Source organism: Streptomyces sp. NBC_00683 (assembly GCF_036226745.1).
Lineage (GTDB): Bacteria > Actinomycetota > Actinomycetes > Streptomycetales > Streptomycetaceae > Streptomyces.
Map to the genome: position 1 here is coordinate 229,487 of NZ_CP109013.1, position 16,372 is coordinate 245,858.

Genomic DNA, 16,372 nt, shown 5'->3' on the forward strand with positions numbered 1-16,372 from the left:
CGACTGAGGTGGAGAGGCCGGCGCCGAGCATTCTCCGGGTGGGGAACTCGTCCTCGCCGTGACTCCGCGGCCGGACGGGGTCATCTGCCGTCGCTGGTGCCCAGAGCCTGGAAGTCGACCATGCCGAAAGCCTCGTGGACGTAGACGTTGGTCAGTCGCGGGTTGCGGTAGTTGAGGACCTTGTCGGCGACGATCGGCAGGTAGTACGCACCGTCGGTGACCGCATGGTTGATCCGGCTGTGGACCTTGGCGGCCTGGGCCGTGTCGCTCTCGGCGGAAGCCTGGTCGAAGAGGTTGTTGATCTCGGGGTCGTCGATCTGGGCGTAATTGCTGTTGCCGCTCGGCGTGATGAGGCGTCCGTCGGCCAGGGGCTGGAGGAAGCCGGAGCCGGTCGGATAGTCCGCCGCCCATGCCAGCAGGATCAGGCCGTAGCCCTTGTTCCTGATCGTGCTGGGAGATCCGATGTCCGAGAGGAACTGGACGCCGTCGCGGCGGTCGATCTCGGCGGTGATGCCTACTTTCTTGAGAGAGCTCTGCAGAGCTTCGGCGGACGCGACGTCCTTGGGATTGGCGCCGCGTACGGCGATCTCGGTGGTGAAGCCCGCGGGCTTGCCACACGCCCTCAGCTCGTCCTTGGCCTTCTCGATCCGGGGCTTGCCGTCGGTCAGACCGAACGGGTCGTAGTCATCGGCGCCGAAGACTGTCGGGGGCAGCATGTTGCCCTGCCTCGAACCGCCCGTCGGACCGCCGCGAGTGGTCTGGAGGGCTGTGGTGTCGGCCCCGTACAGCACGGCTTTCCGGCAGTGCACATTGTCGAACGGCTCGGTCTTCGAGACGAGCGAGACGAAACGGATGGAGCCGCTGTGCGGGTTGTCCGCGTCGGCCATCTTCTTCGGGTCGTTCAACACCTTGAGCGCGGCGGGCTGCGACAGACCGGCCTGCCGGACGTCGAGGTCCACGGTGCCCGCGAGGAGCTGTGCGGCCACGTTCTCGGGGTCGGCGGAGACAGTCAGCTCGATCCTGTCCGGCAGCGCCTTGCGCAACGGGTCGGTGGCACGGTCCCATTGTTCGTTGCGGACGAGGACCAGCGAATTCCCCGGCTTGTACGACGCGAAGCGGTACGGGCCGGAGGAGACGGGGTGCGCACCGTATCCGTCGCCGGTGTCCTTCTGCTGCGGCACGGGGGAAGTGGCGCCCATGGTCAGCAGGTACGGGAAGCGGGAGTCGGCCTTGGCCAGCCTGAGGACGAGGGTCAGGTCGTCAGGTGTCTCGACCGATTTCAGGCCGGGCTTCCCCCGGGTCTCGTCCGTGTACGGACCCGGATAGTTCTGGTTCCCGCCCAGTGATTCGATCAGGTACGTGGGGCCCCCGCTGATGACGTCCTGCGCGAAGACCCGCTCGATGCCGTACTTGACGTCCTTGGCGGTGATCGGTGTGCCGTCCTCGAACTTCAGACCGGGCTTCAGCTTGACGGTGTAGGTCCTGCCGTCGGCCGAGACCACTGGCTGGGCGGCGGCCAGGTCCGGAACGAGGTCCAGGCCCTGCTTGCCAGGCTTGGTGTCGTACGCCAGCAGCGTGCGGGCATAGAGGCGCTGCATGTTCCAGGCCCACCCGTTGTAGGAGCGGGCCGGGTCCCACGAGTCGGCGTCCTGCGAGCTCACCAGACGGAGGGTGCCGCCCTTCCTGCCGGACGCGTTGACCACGCCACCGACCGCGGCGTTGAAACCTTCGGCACGGGTGGAGGAGCCCGGTCCGTCCCCGGTTCCCTTGGACGTGTCCTTGTCGTCGCCCTGGTCGGCCAGCAGGGCGGTGATGCCGCCGCCGGTGACCAGGGCGGCGGCGAGGGCGATCGCCACGAGACGGCGGCGCCGGGTGCTGCCGGGCCGTTGGACGGGAACGCGTCCGGGCGATCTGGGGGGCGGGGCCGCCATCCGGTCGGTGACGACGGGCGACACGCCGACGGGAGGTGCGGGCTGCTCGTCACGTACGGTCGGTGGCTCGCTCGCCGGCGGGGGCGGTGCGGGCGAGGGCTGTGCGGGCGGCACCTCCGTCCGCTTGACGAGGTGAATTCGTGGATCCGGCGTCGGCACCGTGTCGGCACGGGGCACGGCGCCCTGCGTGTCCCCGGAGCCGCGCTCGTCGCGGCCGTCCGCGCCGACGGGGGCGGACCCGTTCTCCTGCTGTCCCGGGTTCTTCGCGGGCGGCGCGGGGGCCGGGGCATCGCTCCGGCCGGTGGTGAGGGCCGATGCGATCGCTTCCGGGAGCCAGTCGGTCTCGTTCGGCAGCCTGCCCGCGTATGCCTGCCCGCCCGACTCACCCAGCATCTGCCCGAACTGCGCCAGCAACTCCGGCACGGTGGGCCGCCGGCCAGGGTCCTTGTCGAGACACCGGCCGACGAACTCCGTCTCCGGGGGCAGCCCACGAAGGTCGGGTTCCTCATAGACGGCGCGGAAGTTCACCGAATGCGGGGAACCGGTCCCGAACGGGCCGTCCCCCGTAGCCGCGAAGGCCAGTACGGCCCCCAGGGCGAACACATCGCTGGCGGGGCCGACCGCCTTCCCCGTGACCTGCTCGGGCGACATGAACCCAGGGCTTCCGATCACCATGCCCGTCTGGGTCAGGACACTCGCCTCGGAGGCGATCGAGATACCGAAATCGATGACCCGCGGCCCGTCGCGGGCAATCAGCACGTTCGACGGCTTCAGGTCCCGGTGGATCAGTCCCGCGCCGTGAATGGCCTCCAGGGCCTCGACCAGGCCTGCCCCCAGGACGAGCAACGAGCGCCGGGGCCAAGCCCCGTGGGTGCGCACCGCTGCGTCGAGCGGCAGTCCCGGAACATAGGCGGTGGCGAGCCAGGCGGGCGAGCCCGCAGGATCGGCGTCGACCACGGCTGCGGTGAAGAATCCGGTGACGCGGCGGGCAGCCTCCACCTCGCGGGCGAAACGGCGCTGGAAGTCCGGGTCCTCGGCCAATTCGGCGCGCACCACCTTCACCGCGACCATCCGGCCGCTGGTGGAACTCCCCAGGTACACGCGGCCCATCCCGCCCGCTCCCAGGCGCGCAAGGATCCGATACCGCCCCACTTGGCGCGGATCTGCCGCATCCAGCTCTTGCAACGCCGGCCCCCTGTCTCCGACCCACCCGGGGATCGTCGGAGACGATTACATCAGATCTGGATGACTCCCTTTGCGGTCCCGGCCTCAGCCGACAGGCTGTCCACGCAGGACTGCCTGATGAGTCATCAGAGATGCTGGACTCCTGGATCGCGAACCAGCACGGACGACGGCTGGTGCCACGCGATCGCCAGGCAGAGACCTTCAGTGGCGTCGGCGTCGGCCGTGGAAGCTCCGTCGCCTGTGAGTGCGACCACCCGCACTCACGCTGTGCCCCTGATCAGCCGGTTTCCGTCAAGTCTGCGTGCGCGGCCTCGAGGATCTCCTCGGAGAGCGGGGAGCCCTTGGTGGCCCGGGACAGGACCAGCGCACCGAACAGGGTGCAGAGGCGGACGATTCCGTCCTGGTCGTCAGTGGCGAGGAAGTCGGCGAAGTCGGCCACCCCCTCGGTGTAGACGCGACGGGCCTCATCTCCCCCACTCCCGCGGGCGATGTCGGTGGCAAGCGCCGCGACCGGGCAGCCGTCCGCGGGATCGTCGCGGTGTGCGACGGAGAGGTAGACGTCGATCAGGGCCTGCTGAGCGGCGTCACGCTGCCCGTCGTTCCGTTCGAGCCCGGAGGTGTGGCGGCGGGCGAGCTCCGCGAAGGCGTGGGCGGTGGTCTCGTCGACGAGCGCCTCCTTGGATTCGAACTGCTTGTAGAACGCGCCGTGGGTCAGACCGGCAGCCTTCATCAGGTCGGCGACGCTGACGTGGGCGCCCTGCTCACGGAAAAGCCGGGAGGCGGTGTCCACCACCCGCTTGCGGTTCTCCTCTGCCTGCGCCTGCGATACGCGGCCCATGACCATCTCCCATTTGGATGTCGATTGGCATCTATCGTAGTCGAGTGTTTAGATTGGATGCATAATCTAAATTCTCGGGTGGCCGGACGGCACCCGCCAGAACCAGGAGCAGCCATGGAACTGAAGAACGCGGTCGCGGTCGTCACCGGCGCCAACCGGGGCCTCGGGCGGCACCTGGCCGCCCAGCTCGTGGAGCACGGCGCGAAGGTCTACGCGGCAGCCAGGCGCCCTGAGACGATCGACCTGCCCGGCGTCACCCTCCTGCGCCTGGACGTCACGGACCAGGACTCGATACAGGAAGCAGCTCGCATCGCGTCCGACACCACGCTGCTGATCAACAACGCGGGAATCTCCACCGGGGCCGCGTTGATCGGAGGAGACCTGGAGAAGGTGCGCCAGGAGATGGAGACCAACTTCTTCGGCCCGCTCGCAGCGACGCGGGCCTTCGCCCCCGTCATCGAGGCCAACGGCGGCGGCGCCGTACTCAACATCCTGTCCGTCCTGTCCTGGCTGCACCCGGCCGGCCTCGGCTCCTACGCCGCCTCCAAGGCCGCCGCCTGGGCACTGACCGGCGCGACCCGCGACGAATTGGCGCCTCGCGGCATCGCCGTCTCGGCGCTGCACGTCGGCTACATGGACACCGACATGGCCGCCGCCGTCCCCGCCGACCAGAAGTCCGCCGCCGCAGACGTCGCGGCCCAGGCCTTGAACGGCATCGAGGCGGGCCTGCCCGAGATTCTCGCCGACGAGCTCACCCAGCAGGTCAAGCAGAGCCTGGCCGTCGCGTCGGAGCCGAACGCCGCCTGAGGCCCTCCCGTCTCCGGCGCAGCCCATCACGTGGCGCCGTGTGCGGCATCCAAGGTGCGGGCCCCGGCGCAGGGGCACCCGCGTCATCGGACCCGGTGAGCACCGGGGCCTCTCGTTCGGGTCATGCTGGGCTCACGTGCGGTCCGATCCGAACGAAAGGCCCCAGCGGACGGGCGGGGCCGGTCAGTTGGCGGGCGTCTCGCCGTACGCGCCGAAGCCCGCCACCACCAGGCCGTCCCGGAAGGTCAGCACCTCGCTCACCCTGCCGCCGATCTGGTTGAGGTAGTCGATCACGAGTGCGTCGACGCTCGCCCGTACGTCCATCACCTCGAACTTCAGGTCGGGTATCCGCTCGAGCCCTGCCGCCCAGTACGCACGCAGGGCGGCTTTGCCGTGCACGGTGCCGGCCGGGTCGCCCGTCAGCCGGGCGATCATGGGCGAACTGAAGGTCACGTCGTCGTGGTAGTGCGCGAGAATGCGGTCCAGGTCGTGTGAGTTCCAGTCGTCCTGCCACTGGGCGGCGAAGCGACGGGCGAAGTCGAGATCCATACGGATCATGATGCGGCAGCGCGATGATGGACGCGTGCACTTTGAACCCATCACCTGTGAGCGTCTGGCCCGCACCCGCGCCGCCCACACCGAGGGACCCGGGTTCAGCGCCGGCGGGGCTTCGCACTGGCCGCGCTGGGCCGTTTCGTTCGGCTCATCAGGTGCGGCTGGGACAGTGCGGGCAGGCGCTTGACTGAACGCGTGCTCAGGCACGAGCCTTGCGATCATCGTGGGCGGTGGCGACTGCGCTGCGCGAGGATTCTGTGTCTTCGCTTTCAGCAAGCGGCGTGCAAGGGGTGTACACCGCGAACCAGGAGTGGGTGCCCAGGTGATCGCGTTCCTGATCGACGTGGTGGGGGGCCTCTTGGTCCCCGATTTCGGTGGGAGACGGCGGGCGAAGGCGCAGGCTCGCGCCTTCGCTGAGGGCGGTGAGGTCCTCTTCGAGGCATGCATCCTCGGCGACCGCCCGTATTGCAGTCCGGTCGTAGTCTTCCTCGCCGCCTCCAGGACTGCTCTGCACGTATCGCCCACCGAGGTGAAGACGCTCGCGCGTCGCGCTCTGCCGACCGAACATATCGAGATACGCCAGATCCGCAGGCGGACTCGATCAGACTCTCGGATCATCCGCCCCTACTGGAACATCGCCGAGTGTCACGACGGGAGCGTCGGCTTCGTGGTCGCCTGCGCCCCTGAGCACATGCGCTATTTCACCGGGTCGCTCAGAACAGAAGGCCCCGGACTGAACGCCGGAGCTGCCGGCTGACTTTGTTGGTCAGCGGGCTGACTGCCCAGCAGATGGCGCACCGGATCATGGGCGGAGGCGGGCGTTCCTACGTCCTCACTGCTCTGGAAAACGTACTGACCGACCTGTGACCGCAGCACAAAAGCTCGATCGCGGTCAGCGGGGCACCGGGTGCCGAGAAGGTAACGTCACACGGTGCCCCCGAGTCAGTCCTGCACGTCTTCGGTGAACAACTCCGGTGGTGCCTGCAGGTCGTGGGCGCGGAACAGGACGGCGTGCTCGACGCCCATGGCCTTGCCGCTCATCGCGGTGAGCTTCGGGATGAAGTCCTCGGGGGCGGGGTGGTCCGGGAGCGCGGCCAGGTACGCGGCATGCGCCTCGAGGGAGGCGATGCCGCGGCGCAGTGGCTCACCCGTGACCTCGACGCCGTGGGTCGCCCCGGAGCCGGTGAGCCCGGGGACGATGAGCCAGCGCACGGAGTGCGGTTGCAGGTCCTCCTCGTCGACCTGCTCCGGGAAGACCCACCGGTTGCCCGCGTCGCGCACGGCGTCGAGCACCGCGAGCCCGGCTGCCCGGTGGTCGGCCTGATCGAAGCCGTAGGGCGTCTCGATGTCGTAACCGGTGCCGAGTACGACGTCGGGCTTGAACCGGCGGATCTCCCGGCAGATGTCCCGGCGCAGGTCGAGGCCGTAGACGAGCACGCCGTCCGGATGTTCAAGAATGGTCAGGTGATTTACGCCGACGACGGCGCAGGCGGTCTGCTGCTCGGCGACGCGCAGGCGTGCCGTCTCCTCGGGAGGGTTCGGCATCCCGGCCTCGCCGCGAGTGAGCAGGAGATATCCGACCTCGATGCCGCGCGCGGTCCACCGAGCGACGGCCGCAGAGGTGCCGTACTCCATGTCGTCGGGGTGCGCGACGACGCAGAGCACGCGCTGGAAGGACTCCTCCGGGAGCGCAGGCAATGTCATGTCGGCATCCTTCCGCATGGAGGGCCGACCGTCGGCGTGACGTGCCGAAGAACCTCCGCCCACGAACAGTGGCCGCTGGTGGCCCGCCGACCAACGGAGTCATTGGGCAACCGCTCGGCAATGTTCCAGGAGGGACGGATGGTCCAGAAGCTGCCACCCGGTGATTCCACGGGTGGCCACGAAGCTGATCGCTGACTCTGCTGCCGGGCACAGTGCCTCATCCACTGACCTGCTGAAGACCTCTCACCATGGGTGCTCACCCAATGTGAGGGCGAGAACGGCCTGGTCGTCGTCACACTCCTTCGACCAGCGCTCCGTGTCCGCCTGTACGAATGACACGACGTCCGCGGGATCCGGTGCGCTTTCACCTCCGAAACGCTGTGCGAGGCGCTCAAGCACGGGGTAGAACACTCCCGCGGCGTCCCGTGCTTCGCTCACCCCGTCCGTGTGTACGACGACCACCTCACCGGCGAGCAGCGGATGCACCGTCGTCTCCGCGGCGGCGCCGGGAGACAGCCCGCCCAGTCCCAGGGGCAGCGCCGGCGCGGTGATCAGCCGCCGCGCGCCCTGAGGGCCTACGACGACGGGCGCCGGGTGTCCACGGTCGACGATCCGGACCTCGCCGCCCGCGGGCGGGAACTCCAGCACCAGCGCTGTGACGAAGAGTTCGGGGTCGTATCCGTCACCGACCGGAGCGTTGCGGGCGATGCCGAGTTCCAGCCGCTCCGCCAGGCTGCCCAGGTCCTGCCACTCGTGCGCGCAGACCCGGAAGCTGCCCAGGACCGCCGCAACCGTCTGTACCGCACCCAGCCCCTTGCCGCGTACGTCGCCGATGATCGCCCGCACCCCGAAGGGCGTCACGCATACGTCGTACAGGTCACCGCCGACGAGCGTGCCGCCCTCACCCGCCGAGTAGAACGCTGCGGCCCGTACCTGCCCGAGCTTGCGTGGCACCGGGCGGAGCAGGCCGCGCTGCATCGCTTCTGCGACCGAGTTCGCGCGGATCAGCTCCTGTCTGGCCTGCTCCCTCTGCCACGCAAGGGCCGTGCTGGCGATTCCGATGAGGAGCGTGCCCACGTACAACGCGATGTGGTGCTGTTCGTGGAAGTGGCCGGGACGCCGGGCGGCGAAAAGCATCTGCAGCCCCAGACAGACCACCGCCGACAGCGCCGTCCCTCGCGGGCCGCGCGTCGCCGCGGCGAGCGGAGGCACCCCGATGAGCAGGAAACTCACGGGCTCCCGTCCACGCAGGACCAATTCGACGATCACGTCGATCACCACAACGGCGAACGGCAGCCACCACACCCACCCCTGACGCAGCAACAGGGACCGCCGACCGTTCGGAGAAGGCTCGCGAGGCATAAGGCGAACCCTAAGAGCCCGCATCACGATCTTGTTGAGATGACGTGGCCATCTGAACGCATCACCGATATGGATGAGGGTCCGACGGCGGACACCGCACCTGCGGGAGCAGAGCTGGGCCGGCGCACCGGTTCGGGCAGAGGCGGCGCACACGCGAGACAGTGGCGGGAGCGATGAGCGGGGCGAGGCACGGAGGGAGCCGGCACATGCCGATGAGGAACGCCGCCCTCACGTCCGTAGCCGATACGGCCACACGCTGACCTGCGGACTCGGGCGCGTTCTCGGCAGGCGGGGAGGGGGCGGGCCCTGTCGAGAACCCGCTCGGCCGGAGCCCTACGACGGGGATCGGGTCCACACCCGCTGGATCCAGAACGGGCGGCACGTCGGCCCGGTGGATCACCACCTGCCGACCGGCGCGCAGGTCACAGCCATGACGAGCGAGGTCCATCGCGTCGAGCACGGACGCATTGTCGAGTACTGGATCCAGTTCGACCGGCAGGGAATCACCGTTCAACTTCGGCAAACGGCAAGCGAGCTCTGATCCCGAACCGTTCGAGAAGACCGGGCAGACTCCCGCCGTGTCGCGAAAGGGCTTCGGCTGCGCGGGCGGGGGCGATACTGATCGTGACAGTCGCTCCACCGCCGGACCGGCCCGGGACACAGTGCCGGGGCGCTGGATACGTACCTTTGTCGATGTCTCCGAGGGGAGCCGTTCATGACCACGGCGAAAGACCTGTTCATCATCACCATGGACCCCAGCTCGAAGCATTCCGTGGGACAGGGTGACCTGTCGCTCGCCCTCGCGGGGGCCGAGCTGATCGATCTCATCGGCGCGGATGCGGTCGCCGTGGACGGCGACCGCATCGTGCCGGGTGAGCTGCCGACGCTGGACGATCGACTCATGGACCAGGCAGCGGCAGCGCTCACTCGGCAGGCGCCCTACGAGCGGATCGAGGACTGGCTGTGGCGCCGGGGCGAAGACCTCTCGGCCGCGTACCAGGCCGCCCTGGAGGAGGACGGTGAACTGGCTCGGAAGCGAAGCGGCCGGTTGTCCTTCGGCTCGGAGCGCGTGGAGCCGGTCGACACGCCCGCGCACCGCCGGGCAGCCGACCGCTGGAGGGAGAAGGAGCCCGTCCTGGCCGCCCTCGCCTCGGTCGTGGGCATCGACGACGACGGATCCGACGATGAGCCCGGTCTCGATGACGAGTCGGTGACGACGGTGGTGGCCGTTGTCCACGACGCGGTGATGGAGCTGGAGGCCGTACGCCAGAGGCGGTCCATCGAGAACGCGGCTTTCGCCAACCTCTGGCGCGGGCCGTGAGCCGGGTCCGGGTTCGACCGGCGCGGTCAGAGGCCGGCTCTGCCGTAGTTGAAGTAGCCGCGGAAGCAGATGTCGGCCTTGGGAACCTTCCGTTCGCCGACGAGATGTCGGCGTACGCCGGCGGCCAGCGTGGACTCGCCCGCTGTCCAGGCGTAGAAGCGCCCATCGGGAAGCTGGGCCTGCCGAACCGCCTGCAGGGCGAGGGCGCCGGGTTTCGCGCAGGGTTCGGCGCGGGGCAGCCAGTGGATGTTGGTGCCTGGGGGCGCGGTGATGTCGTCGCGTATGTCCTCGGGGGCCGGGACTTCCAGGAAGACTTCGGCAGGCAGGGTGTCGGCGGACCGTTCGAGAATGGCGAGGATCGCCGGTAGCGCGGTTTCGTCGCCGACGAGTAGCTGCCATGAGGCGTCGGGGGTGGGTGCGTAGCTGTGTCCCTCGTCGAGGAACGCCACTTCGGCCCCGGGTTCGACCGCATGCGCCCACCGGGCTCCGGGGGCGTCGGGTACCGGGGAGCTGCCGCTTTCGTGAAGCGAGATTTCGATGTCGAAGGCCGACCATTCCGGTCTGAAGCGCCGGATCGAATACGTCCGGACGCGGGGGCGCGGCTTGGAGCCCTGCAGGGTGAGCTGCAGGATCCACCGTTCGCTGGTGGGCAGGAAGACGTCGTCAGCGTCGGTGTCGGCGAAGAAGAGGCGGCCGGACTGGTCGTACCCGGACTGCTCCAGGTGCTGGACATCGTCTCCGCCCAGGGTGATGGACATGAAGTGCGGGCTGATCTGCTCGCCGGCCAGGACGGTTAGTGACAGCATCCGCCGCCTGTGCGGGCGCTGGATTCGGGAGGGCATCAGCAGCTCTCTCGGCTGTGTGCCTGGGCGTCAGTGCTCATGAGGTAACTTTCGGCTCCGCCACCGCCACCGGGCCACCGGTAAACTGACGTCTGATAACGAAAGGCCGCCAACCTTCGATGACGCCCTCAGAACCGGAAGAAGCGACTCTTCAGGGAGCCGCGTGGCTGCCGCACGGCTATCAGCTCGATCCTCACTCACACGTGCAAGGGCAGCTCGTGTATGCCGCTGCCGGAACGCTGGCCACAGTGACCGAGCGCGGGACCTGGGTCGCCCCGGCAAACCGTGTGACGTGGACGCCCCCGCGGTTCGCGCACTCCCATCGCTTGTACGGCCGAACCGACATCCGCCTCCTGACCGTTCCGGTCCACCTGTGCGCTCGGCTCGTCGACCATCCCAGCGTCTTCGCTGTCAGCCCCCTGCTACGTGAGGCGATCCTGGCGCTGACCGACAAGCCGGAGCGGGGTCCCGGCGCGCACAAGCGACTGCTCGCAGTGATCGTGGACGAGCTCGCCGACGCCGCCGAGCAGTCCCTGCACCTGCCCGAACCCAGCGATGACAGGCTGCGGGCCGCCACCGCTCTCCTCCACGAGGATCCGGCCCGGCCCGCCACCCTGGCGGAACTGGGGCGCACCGTCGGGGCGAGCGAACGCACCCTGAGCCGGCTGTTCCACACAGAACTCAGCATGAGTTTCCACCGCTGGCGCACCACCCTGCGCATCCACCACGCCCTCGGGCACCTCACCGACGGGTTGTCGGTCACCGAGACCGCAGTGGCGTGCGGCTGGTCCAACCCCTCCAGCTTCATCGACGCCTTCACCGAGGTCGTCGGCCAGACCCCCGGCCGCTACCAGGCCGAGCTTCGCAAGGACGAAAGGTAGCCGCGCGCCGACTTGGTGCGACCCGGGCGCGGCACGGATCCGCCAGTCCTCCGATGTTGGCGGTTTTTCGGTATCAGCTGTCCAATCACCGGTGGTTCGCCCGCCTGTCGGGTCCCAGAGTGGTGCCTGTACGCCGCATCACCCGGGCGGCACTGTCGTTCACGCCTCGACGTGTTCGACCACCGCTTCGAGCACGGAGGCTCGCACACCATGACTGAGACACGCGAAACCACGGCAGTCGCCATCGTCGGGGCCGGTGTCGCCGGCCTGACGCTCGGCAACTTCCTGCTGCGCAACGGCATTGACTGCATCGTGCTGGAGAAGCACCCCCGCGCCTACGTCGAGCAGCGTCAGCGCGCCGGAACCATCGACACTTTCGGCGTGCGCATGTTCCGCGAGTGGGGCCTCGAAGAGGTACTGGCGGGTGACCCCATCCCCCACAGCGAGGGCGGCTTCTACATCGACGGCGAAGCAATGCCGATCGACGTGGACGACGACAGCAACGACAGCCTCTACTGCCCCCAACAGGTCCTGGTCCGTAACCTCACGGATCTCTTCCTGCGCGACGGCGGAGACCTGCGCTACGAAGCCGCCGACGTCTCCTTGGAGGACATCACCGGCGAGCGCCCCCTCGTCCGTTACCAGGACACCGACGGCTCGGCCAAGATCATCGAATGCGGCTTCGTCGCCGGCTGCGACGGCTTCCACGGAGTGAGCCGCCGCACCGTCCCCGCCCCCGCCCTGACGGAGTACTCCCATGAGTACGGGTACAACTGGCTCAGCGTCCTGGCCGCGGTCCCGACGAACCCGTCCGGCATGGCAATCCATTCCCTCGGCCTTGCCGGCATGATCCCCCGGGGCCCGCACGCCAGTCGCATCTACCTCCAGTGCGCGGTCACCGACACCCCCGAGCAGTGGCCGGACGAGCGCATCTGGAACGAACTGGAGGCCCGGTTCGGAACGCCCGTGTCGACCGGCGAGATCCTCGACAAGCGCATCGTGCCGCTCCGCAGCGTGGTGTTCGACCCGATGAGCTACGGCAAGCTGTACCTCCTCGGAGACGCGGCCCACATCGTCCCGCCGATGAGCGCCAAGGGCATCCACCTGGCCCTCCACGACACCGAGGTCTTCGCCCGCGCCGTCATCCGCCAGGTCAAGGAAGGCGATCCCAGCCTCCTCGACAGTTACTCGGAAACCTGTCTGCCCCACATCTGGAACTACCAGGCGTTCGCAACGTGGATCACCGACATCATGCACAACGCCGGCTTCACCGGCTACGAAGGAGAGTTCCGAAAGCAGGTCGCCCGGGCCGAGCTGCAGCGCCAGTTCACCTCGGACGCGGCGAACAAGCTCTTCAGCGAACTCACCGCCGGAACCAACTAGAACGTGTTTTGAGAAGTGGAACCCGCCAGGGTTGAGACCTGGCGGGTCACTAGAGTCAGCTGCATGGCGACACAAGCGCTTCGCGCAGTTGAGGCGAACGGGACGACCTGGGACGATCCGTCCGAGGACCAGCTGCACGACCTGCTGGCTGACATGAACCTCGCATCGCGATTCGTCATCGTGCGGCGGCTCGATGTGGAGCCCGCCGACCAGCACTACATGCAGGTCTTCCTCAACGACGACCTGAGCTATCAGGTGGAATACCGCGAGGGAGGGCCGGACAGGCACTTCCAGACATGGGTACCCCGCGGGCGCGGGGTCTTCACAGTGGAACCTGTGGCTGAGGTGCTCCAGGGCTGGGCCTGCGGGCGACCCGGTTGGCGTGAAGGCCATTCCTGGGTCCCGTGGTCACCCGCCGAGCCATGCTCCCGTCACCACCCCCTCACGTCCACTCGTTGATGGCTGCAACCAGAACAGTTGCTTCGTAGCGGACGGCTGGTCTGTCTTACCTCGTGGCCACGGCTCGGGATGGTGCGGCGGATCCCGCGGCGGCTCAAGTAGGCCCGGCTAGCTGGTACCGGGTACGTATTCCAAAGCTGCGGTATTCGTATGCCATCGCGCGGAGCCCCATGTGACTACAGGGGCGTGCTATCGCTGACGGATCACAGACCAGCCCGTGATCTCGGCGTCATTCTGGCTGCTTCCGCCGACCGTTCTTGATCATGCTCCGGGAAGTGAACCGTTCGGAGAAGAGGCGCGAAAGTTGTAGTGGAGGCGCGTCTCCTTGCGGATGGCGGGGGCGACCTCGGTGGCGAGGAGTTCGATGGAGGTGTTGACCATGGCCGGGGGCATGCCGCCGAAGTCGATCTGTCCCATGAAGCGGTCGATGCTGAGGAGTTCTCGTTCGGTGAGGATCTTGTCGATGACTTCCTGTGGGCTGCCGGTCGCCGAAAGGGCCGGCGGTGTCCTGGAAATGCTCCTGGCCGATGAGCCAGCCGCGGCCGCCGCCCGGGGTCTTGGGCCGCAGGTATTCGCGGTAGTGCGGGTAGACGTTGCCGCGTGCGTCCTGGGAGGTCTTGCCGACGTAGAAGTGGCTGGTGACACCGAGGCGCAGAGCTGTGGCCGGGTGACTGGCGGCGGCTCCCACGGCGCGGTAGTGCTCGGTCAGGACGCGGGCGCTTGGCTCGCGGCCGGAAGACTGTTGCCTCTCCAGGAGGGCGCGACGCTTGCCGTCGTCGGAACGTCACCCACCCCGGTGCGCGGGTCCTGAGCCACTGCCTTCAGCCTCCACGGCCTCCTGCACTCGCTGCTCCTCACGCACGGAGACGACGTCGCGCTCCAGAGGGGTGCGGCTTACGGCTGTCGCAAGGTCCTCCAGGGCGCGCTTCTGCAGGTCCGCCTCGCGCCGTAGCGCTGGGCTCCGGGCACCGGCGCCCTCCCACGCCTGGAGAGCCTTCTCCACGCGTCCCCAGTCCGGATCCCTGTGCTCGCGCACGTCGGCTGCCGCCTGCGCCGTGTCCGTTTCCAGGGCCTCGGCGAGCCCCTCCGCCTCGAGAGCGAAAGGGTTGTCGTCCTGCGGGACGCGGTTCTCCATGAGCGTGGCTGCCCTGTCGAACCCTGTGAGTGCCTCCTGTGCCTCCTCCGCCTCACGCGAAGTCAGGCCCCTGGGGCGGACCGGTTCCTGCCTTGCCCGGTCGTATGCCTCCTGCCAGGCGGCACGCGCTTTTCTGCTCGCCAGTTGGGCACTGCGCATGTCGGCACGGCGTTCCCTGGTCGGTTCGGCGTAGTTGCGGAGCACTGCGGCCGCGTAGCGGCCGTTGGCGGCGAGCCAGTCCGCGAGCCGTTCCGGCAGCCGGGGCGTCTCCCATGCAGGGAACACCGCGTAGGCCAGCATTGCCAGGGCTCCGCCCAGCAGGGTGAGTACCATCCGCTCCGGGACTGTCTGTTCCCATGCCTGGCCGCCCATTCCGAGCAGGAAGACGACGTACGCGGCAGTGAAGCACTGGGAGTAGGCGTAGCCGGTACGGATCAGGGTGTACGACAGGCCCGCCGAGACCACCGCCAGCGCACCGAACACATGGGCGTCCGGGCCCAGGGCCCGCACCACTCCGGTGGCGAGCGCGACCCCCACCAGGGTCCCGGCGAGACGGGCGACCGCACGCGCGTACGTCCGGTGGAAGTCGGGACGCATCACCATCACCGAGGCGATGGGCGCCCAGTAGCCGTGCCCCAGGGGTAGCCGGGCGGCGATGAGATAGCCGAGCGTGGCTACCGCCGCCAGCCGAACGGCATGCCGGAAGACGGGCGAGTCGTGGCGGAGCTCACGACGGACCGCCTGCACGATGACCGGGATCATCCGGAACATGGTCGGGCGCACCAGGAACTGGACGCCCGCGGGGCCATGCTGCGTGGGCGTCTTTCTGCGCGCGTTGCCGCACTCAGCGATCTCCAGCGCCTCACCGAGCAGTCCCGCGAGCCTCTCGGCGGCCTGCCGCGCGGGGCCCTCGAGCACCTCGTGCTCCTCGTCTCCACGCAGGAGGTTCACAGTCTTGGGTGGTACCTCGACGGGGGTGCCGCGCCGGATCGATCGGGCGGCCGCATCCAACACGTCGGCGGCCGCGTCGAGCAGCTCCCGCGCGCGGTCCCTCCCAGGTCCCTCCGCCGGGGCGCCGACGTCCGGGTCGGCGAGCGCGGCGATGGCCGGCAGAATGCGCTCGGCAAGTCCTCGCGGGCCGTGGAGGACGTCGGGGCGGGTGCGAGCCTGTGACGGCGTGACGGCGGCCGCGTCCCGGGCTGTCATCAAGGGCTCCGGGTCGAACCGGGCGGTCGGGTCGTGCCGGAGCCGGCGGGCATAGTCCGCCACGGCGGCCAGTGCGTCGGCGAGCGCGTCACGATGCGCCCCCCATCGGCGGATCGGGAACAGCAAGATCAGCACGGCCTGCACCACTCCGCCGAGCGCGATGATCCCGGCGTGCTCCAGGGCTCGTCCGACGCTCGTGGGCAGGGTGATGGTCACCAGCATGCTGCCGACCGTCGTCGCTGCGACGATCCCAGCGGTCGATCCGACGGCCCACGCCAGCCCCGCGACAAAGGTCCACAGGGCCAGCAGCGGAAGGAACGTCACGAGTTGCCCCGCCGCCAGGTAGCCCACCAGGGTACTGAGCGCCAGCCCCACGCCGGCGCCGAGCGCGATCACCTTGCGTGGGCGCCAGGTGCGCTGGAAGGTGGCCCCACCCGCGGAGAAGGCGCCGAGGGCGGCAGATGCGGCGAACGCAGGGGAGCCGAGCCATAGCGCCGCCCCGATGACGAGTGCCACACCGACGGCCGTGCGCAGCGCGAGCAGGGGCTCCAGCCGCGTCTCCTCGATTTTGAGCCCGGACCAAAGGACTTCCCTGAAGGCCCGCGGCCACGTCACGGGCGTGAGCCCAGCCGGGAGGCCATGCCGGCTCGCGTCGGCCTGGTTCTGGTCCGTCCGTCGTGTGGGAGGGCCTCCCACACAGTCCAGAAGCAGGGTGACGGCCGCGGTTCCTGACACAGGGGGTTGCCGCTGCGGACGCCCCTGA

15 protein-coding genes are annotated in these 16,372 nt (G+C 68.9%); 7 read left to right on the plus strand and 8 right to left on the minus strand.

Translation table 11 applies throughout. The features are described from left to right. Positions 1-80 precede the first annotated feature (80 nt). The gene (locus OG257_RS01170) at positions 81-3,083 is read right to left on the minus strand and encodes an ABC transporter substrate-binding protein (RefSeq protein WP_329204123.1); all 3,003 of its coding nucleotides are present in this window, start codon (positions 3,081-3,083) and stop codon (positions 81-83) included. Between the two features lie 310 nt (positions 3,084-3,393). Further along, on the minus strand, positions 3,394-3,954 hold the full coding sequence (locus OG257_RS01175) for a TetR/AcrR family transcriptional regulator (protein ID WP_329204124.1): 561 nt from the start codon (positions 3,952-3,954) through the stop codon (positions 3,394-3,396). A 114-nt stretch (positions 3,955-4,068) separates the two neighbouring features. Here OG257_RS01175 and OG257_RS01180 point away from each other — a divergent pair, with 114 nt between their 5' ends. Continuing rightward, a complete protein-coding gene (locus tag OG257_RS01180) occupies positions 4,069-4,761 on the plus strand; it encodes an SDR family oxidoreductase (RefSeq protein ID WP_329204125.1) in 693 nt (230 codons plus the stop codon). A gap of 183 nt (positions 4,762-4,944) precedes the next feature. Here the strand turns inward: OG257_RS01180 and OG257_RS01185 are convergent, their stop codons facing one another. Then, positions 4,945-5,310 carry a nuclear transport factor 2 family protein gene (locus tag OG257_RS01185; RefSeq protein WP_313935746.1) on the minus strand — a complete coding sequence of 122 codons (366 nt, stop codon included), beginning with the start codon at positions 5,308-5,310 and terminating at the stop codon, positions 4,945-4,947. 328 nt (positions 5,311-5,638) lie between these two features. Between OG257_RS01185 and OG257_RS01190 the strand changes: the two genes are divergently transcribed. Further along, on the plus strand, positions 5,639-6,073 hold the full coding sequence (locus OG257_RS01190; RefSeq protein WP_329204126.1) for a hypothetical protein: 435 nt from the start codon (positions 5,639-5,641) through the stop codon (positions 6,071-6,073). A 185-nt stretch (positions 6,074-6,258) separates the two neighbouring features. Here the strand turns inward: OG257_RS01190 and OG257_RS01195 are convergent, their stop codons facing one another. Next, the gene (locus tag OG257_RS01195) at positions 6,259-7,020 is read right to left on the minus strand and encodes a PIG-L deacetylase family protein (RefSeq protein ID WP_329204127.1); all 762 of its coding nucleotides are present in this window, start codon (positions 7,018-7,020) and stop codon (positions 6,259-6,261) included. A 243-nt stretch (positions 7,021-7,263) separates the two neighbouring features. After that, the gene (locus OG257_RS01200) at positions 7,264-8,382 is read right to left on the minus strand and encodes a PP2C family protein-serine/threonine phosphatase (protein WP_329204128.1); all 1,119 of its coding nucleotides are present in this window, start codon (positions 8,380-8,382) and stop codon (positions 7,264-7,266) included. 73 nt (positions 8,383-8,455) lie between these two features. Between OG257_RS01200 and OG257_RS01205 the strand changes: the two genes are divergently transcribed. Both OG257_RS01205 and OG257_RS01210 read left to right on the plus strand, forming a co-directional pair. After that, on the plus strand, positions 8,456-8,923 hold the full coding sequence (locus OG257_RS01205) for an ester cyclase (RefSeq protein ID WP_329204129.1): 468 nt from the start codon (positions 8,456-8,458) through the stop codon (positions 8,921-8,923). Positions 8,924-9,097: 174 nt separating this feature from the next. Next, entirely contained in the window at positions 9,098-9,703 is a 606-nt protein-coding gene (locus OG257_RS01210; protein WP_329204130.1) for a GOLPH3/VPS74 family protein, read from the plus strand. A 26-nt stretch (positions 9,704-9,729) separates the two neighbouring features. Here OG257_RS01210 and OG257_RS01215 read toward each other — a convergent pair whose 3' ends face one another. After that, the gene (locus tag OG257_RS01215) at positions 9,730-10,545 is read right to left on the minus strand and encodes a siderophore-interacting protein (protein ID WP_329204131.1); all 816 of its coding nucleotides are present in this window, start codon (positions 10,543-10,545) and stop codon (positions 9,730-9,732) included. 119 nt (positions 10,546-10,664) lie between these two features. On the opposite strand from OG257_RS01215, the gene OG257_RS01220 reads away from it, so the two are divergent. The 3 genes from OG257_RS01220 (at position 10,665) to OG257_RS01230 (ending at position 13,268) form a co-directional block, all read left to right on the plus strand. Further along, the gene (locus OG257_RS01220) at positions 10,665-11,426 is read left to right on the plus strand and encodes a helix-turn-helix transcriptional regulator (RefSeq protein ID WP_329204132.1); all 762 of its coding nucleotides are present in this window, start codon (positions 10,665-10,667) and stop codon (positions 11,424-11,426) included. A 210-nt stretch (positions 11,427-11,636) separates the two neighbouring features. After that, positions 11,637-12,809: a 4-hydroxybenzoate 3-monooxygenase gene (locus tag OG257_RS01225; RefSeq protein WP_329204133.1), complete on the plus strand. Its 1,173-nt coding sequence runs from the start codon at positions 11,637-11,639 to the stop codon at positions 12,807-12,809. A gap of 63 nt (positions 12,810-12,872) precedes the next feature. Continuing rightward, positions 12,873-13,268 carry a hypothetical protein gene (locus tag OG257_RS01230; protein ID WP_329204134.1) on the plus strand — a complete coding sequence of 132 codons (396 nt, stop codon included), beginning with the start codon at positions 12,873-12,875 and terminating at the stop codon, positions 13,266-13,268. 261 nt (positions 13,269-13,529) lie between these two features. Here OG257_RS01230 and OG257_RS01235 read toward each other — a convergent pair whose 3' ends face one another. Next, positions 13,530-13,685 carry a hypothetical protein gene (locus tag OG257_RS01235; protein ID WP_329204135.1) on the minus strand — a complete coding sequence of 52 codons (156 nt, stop codon included), beginning with the start codon at positions 13,683-13,685 and terminating at the stop codon, positions 13,530-13,532. A gap of 367 nt (positions 13,686-14,052) precedes the next feature. Continuing rightward, positions 14,053-16,224, minus strand: coding sequence for an FUSC family protein (locus OG257_RS01240; RefSeq protein WP_329204136.1), 2,172 nt, complete (start codon positions 16,222-16,224; stop codon positions 14,053-14,055). Positions 16,225-16,372: the final 148 nt, after the last annotated feature.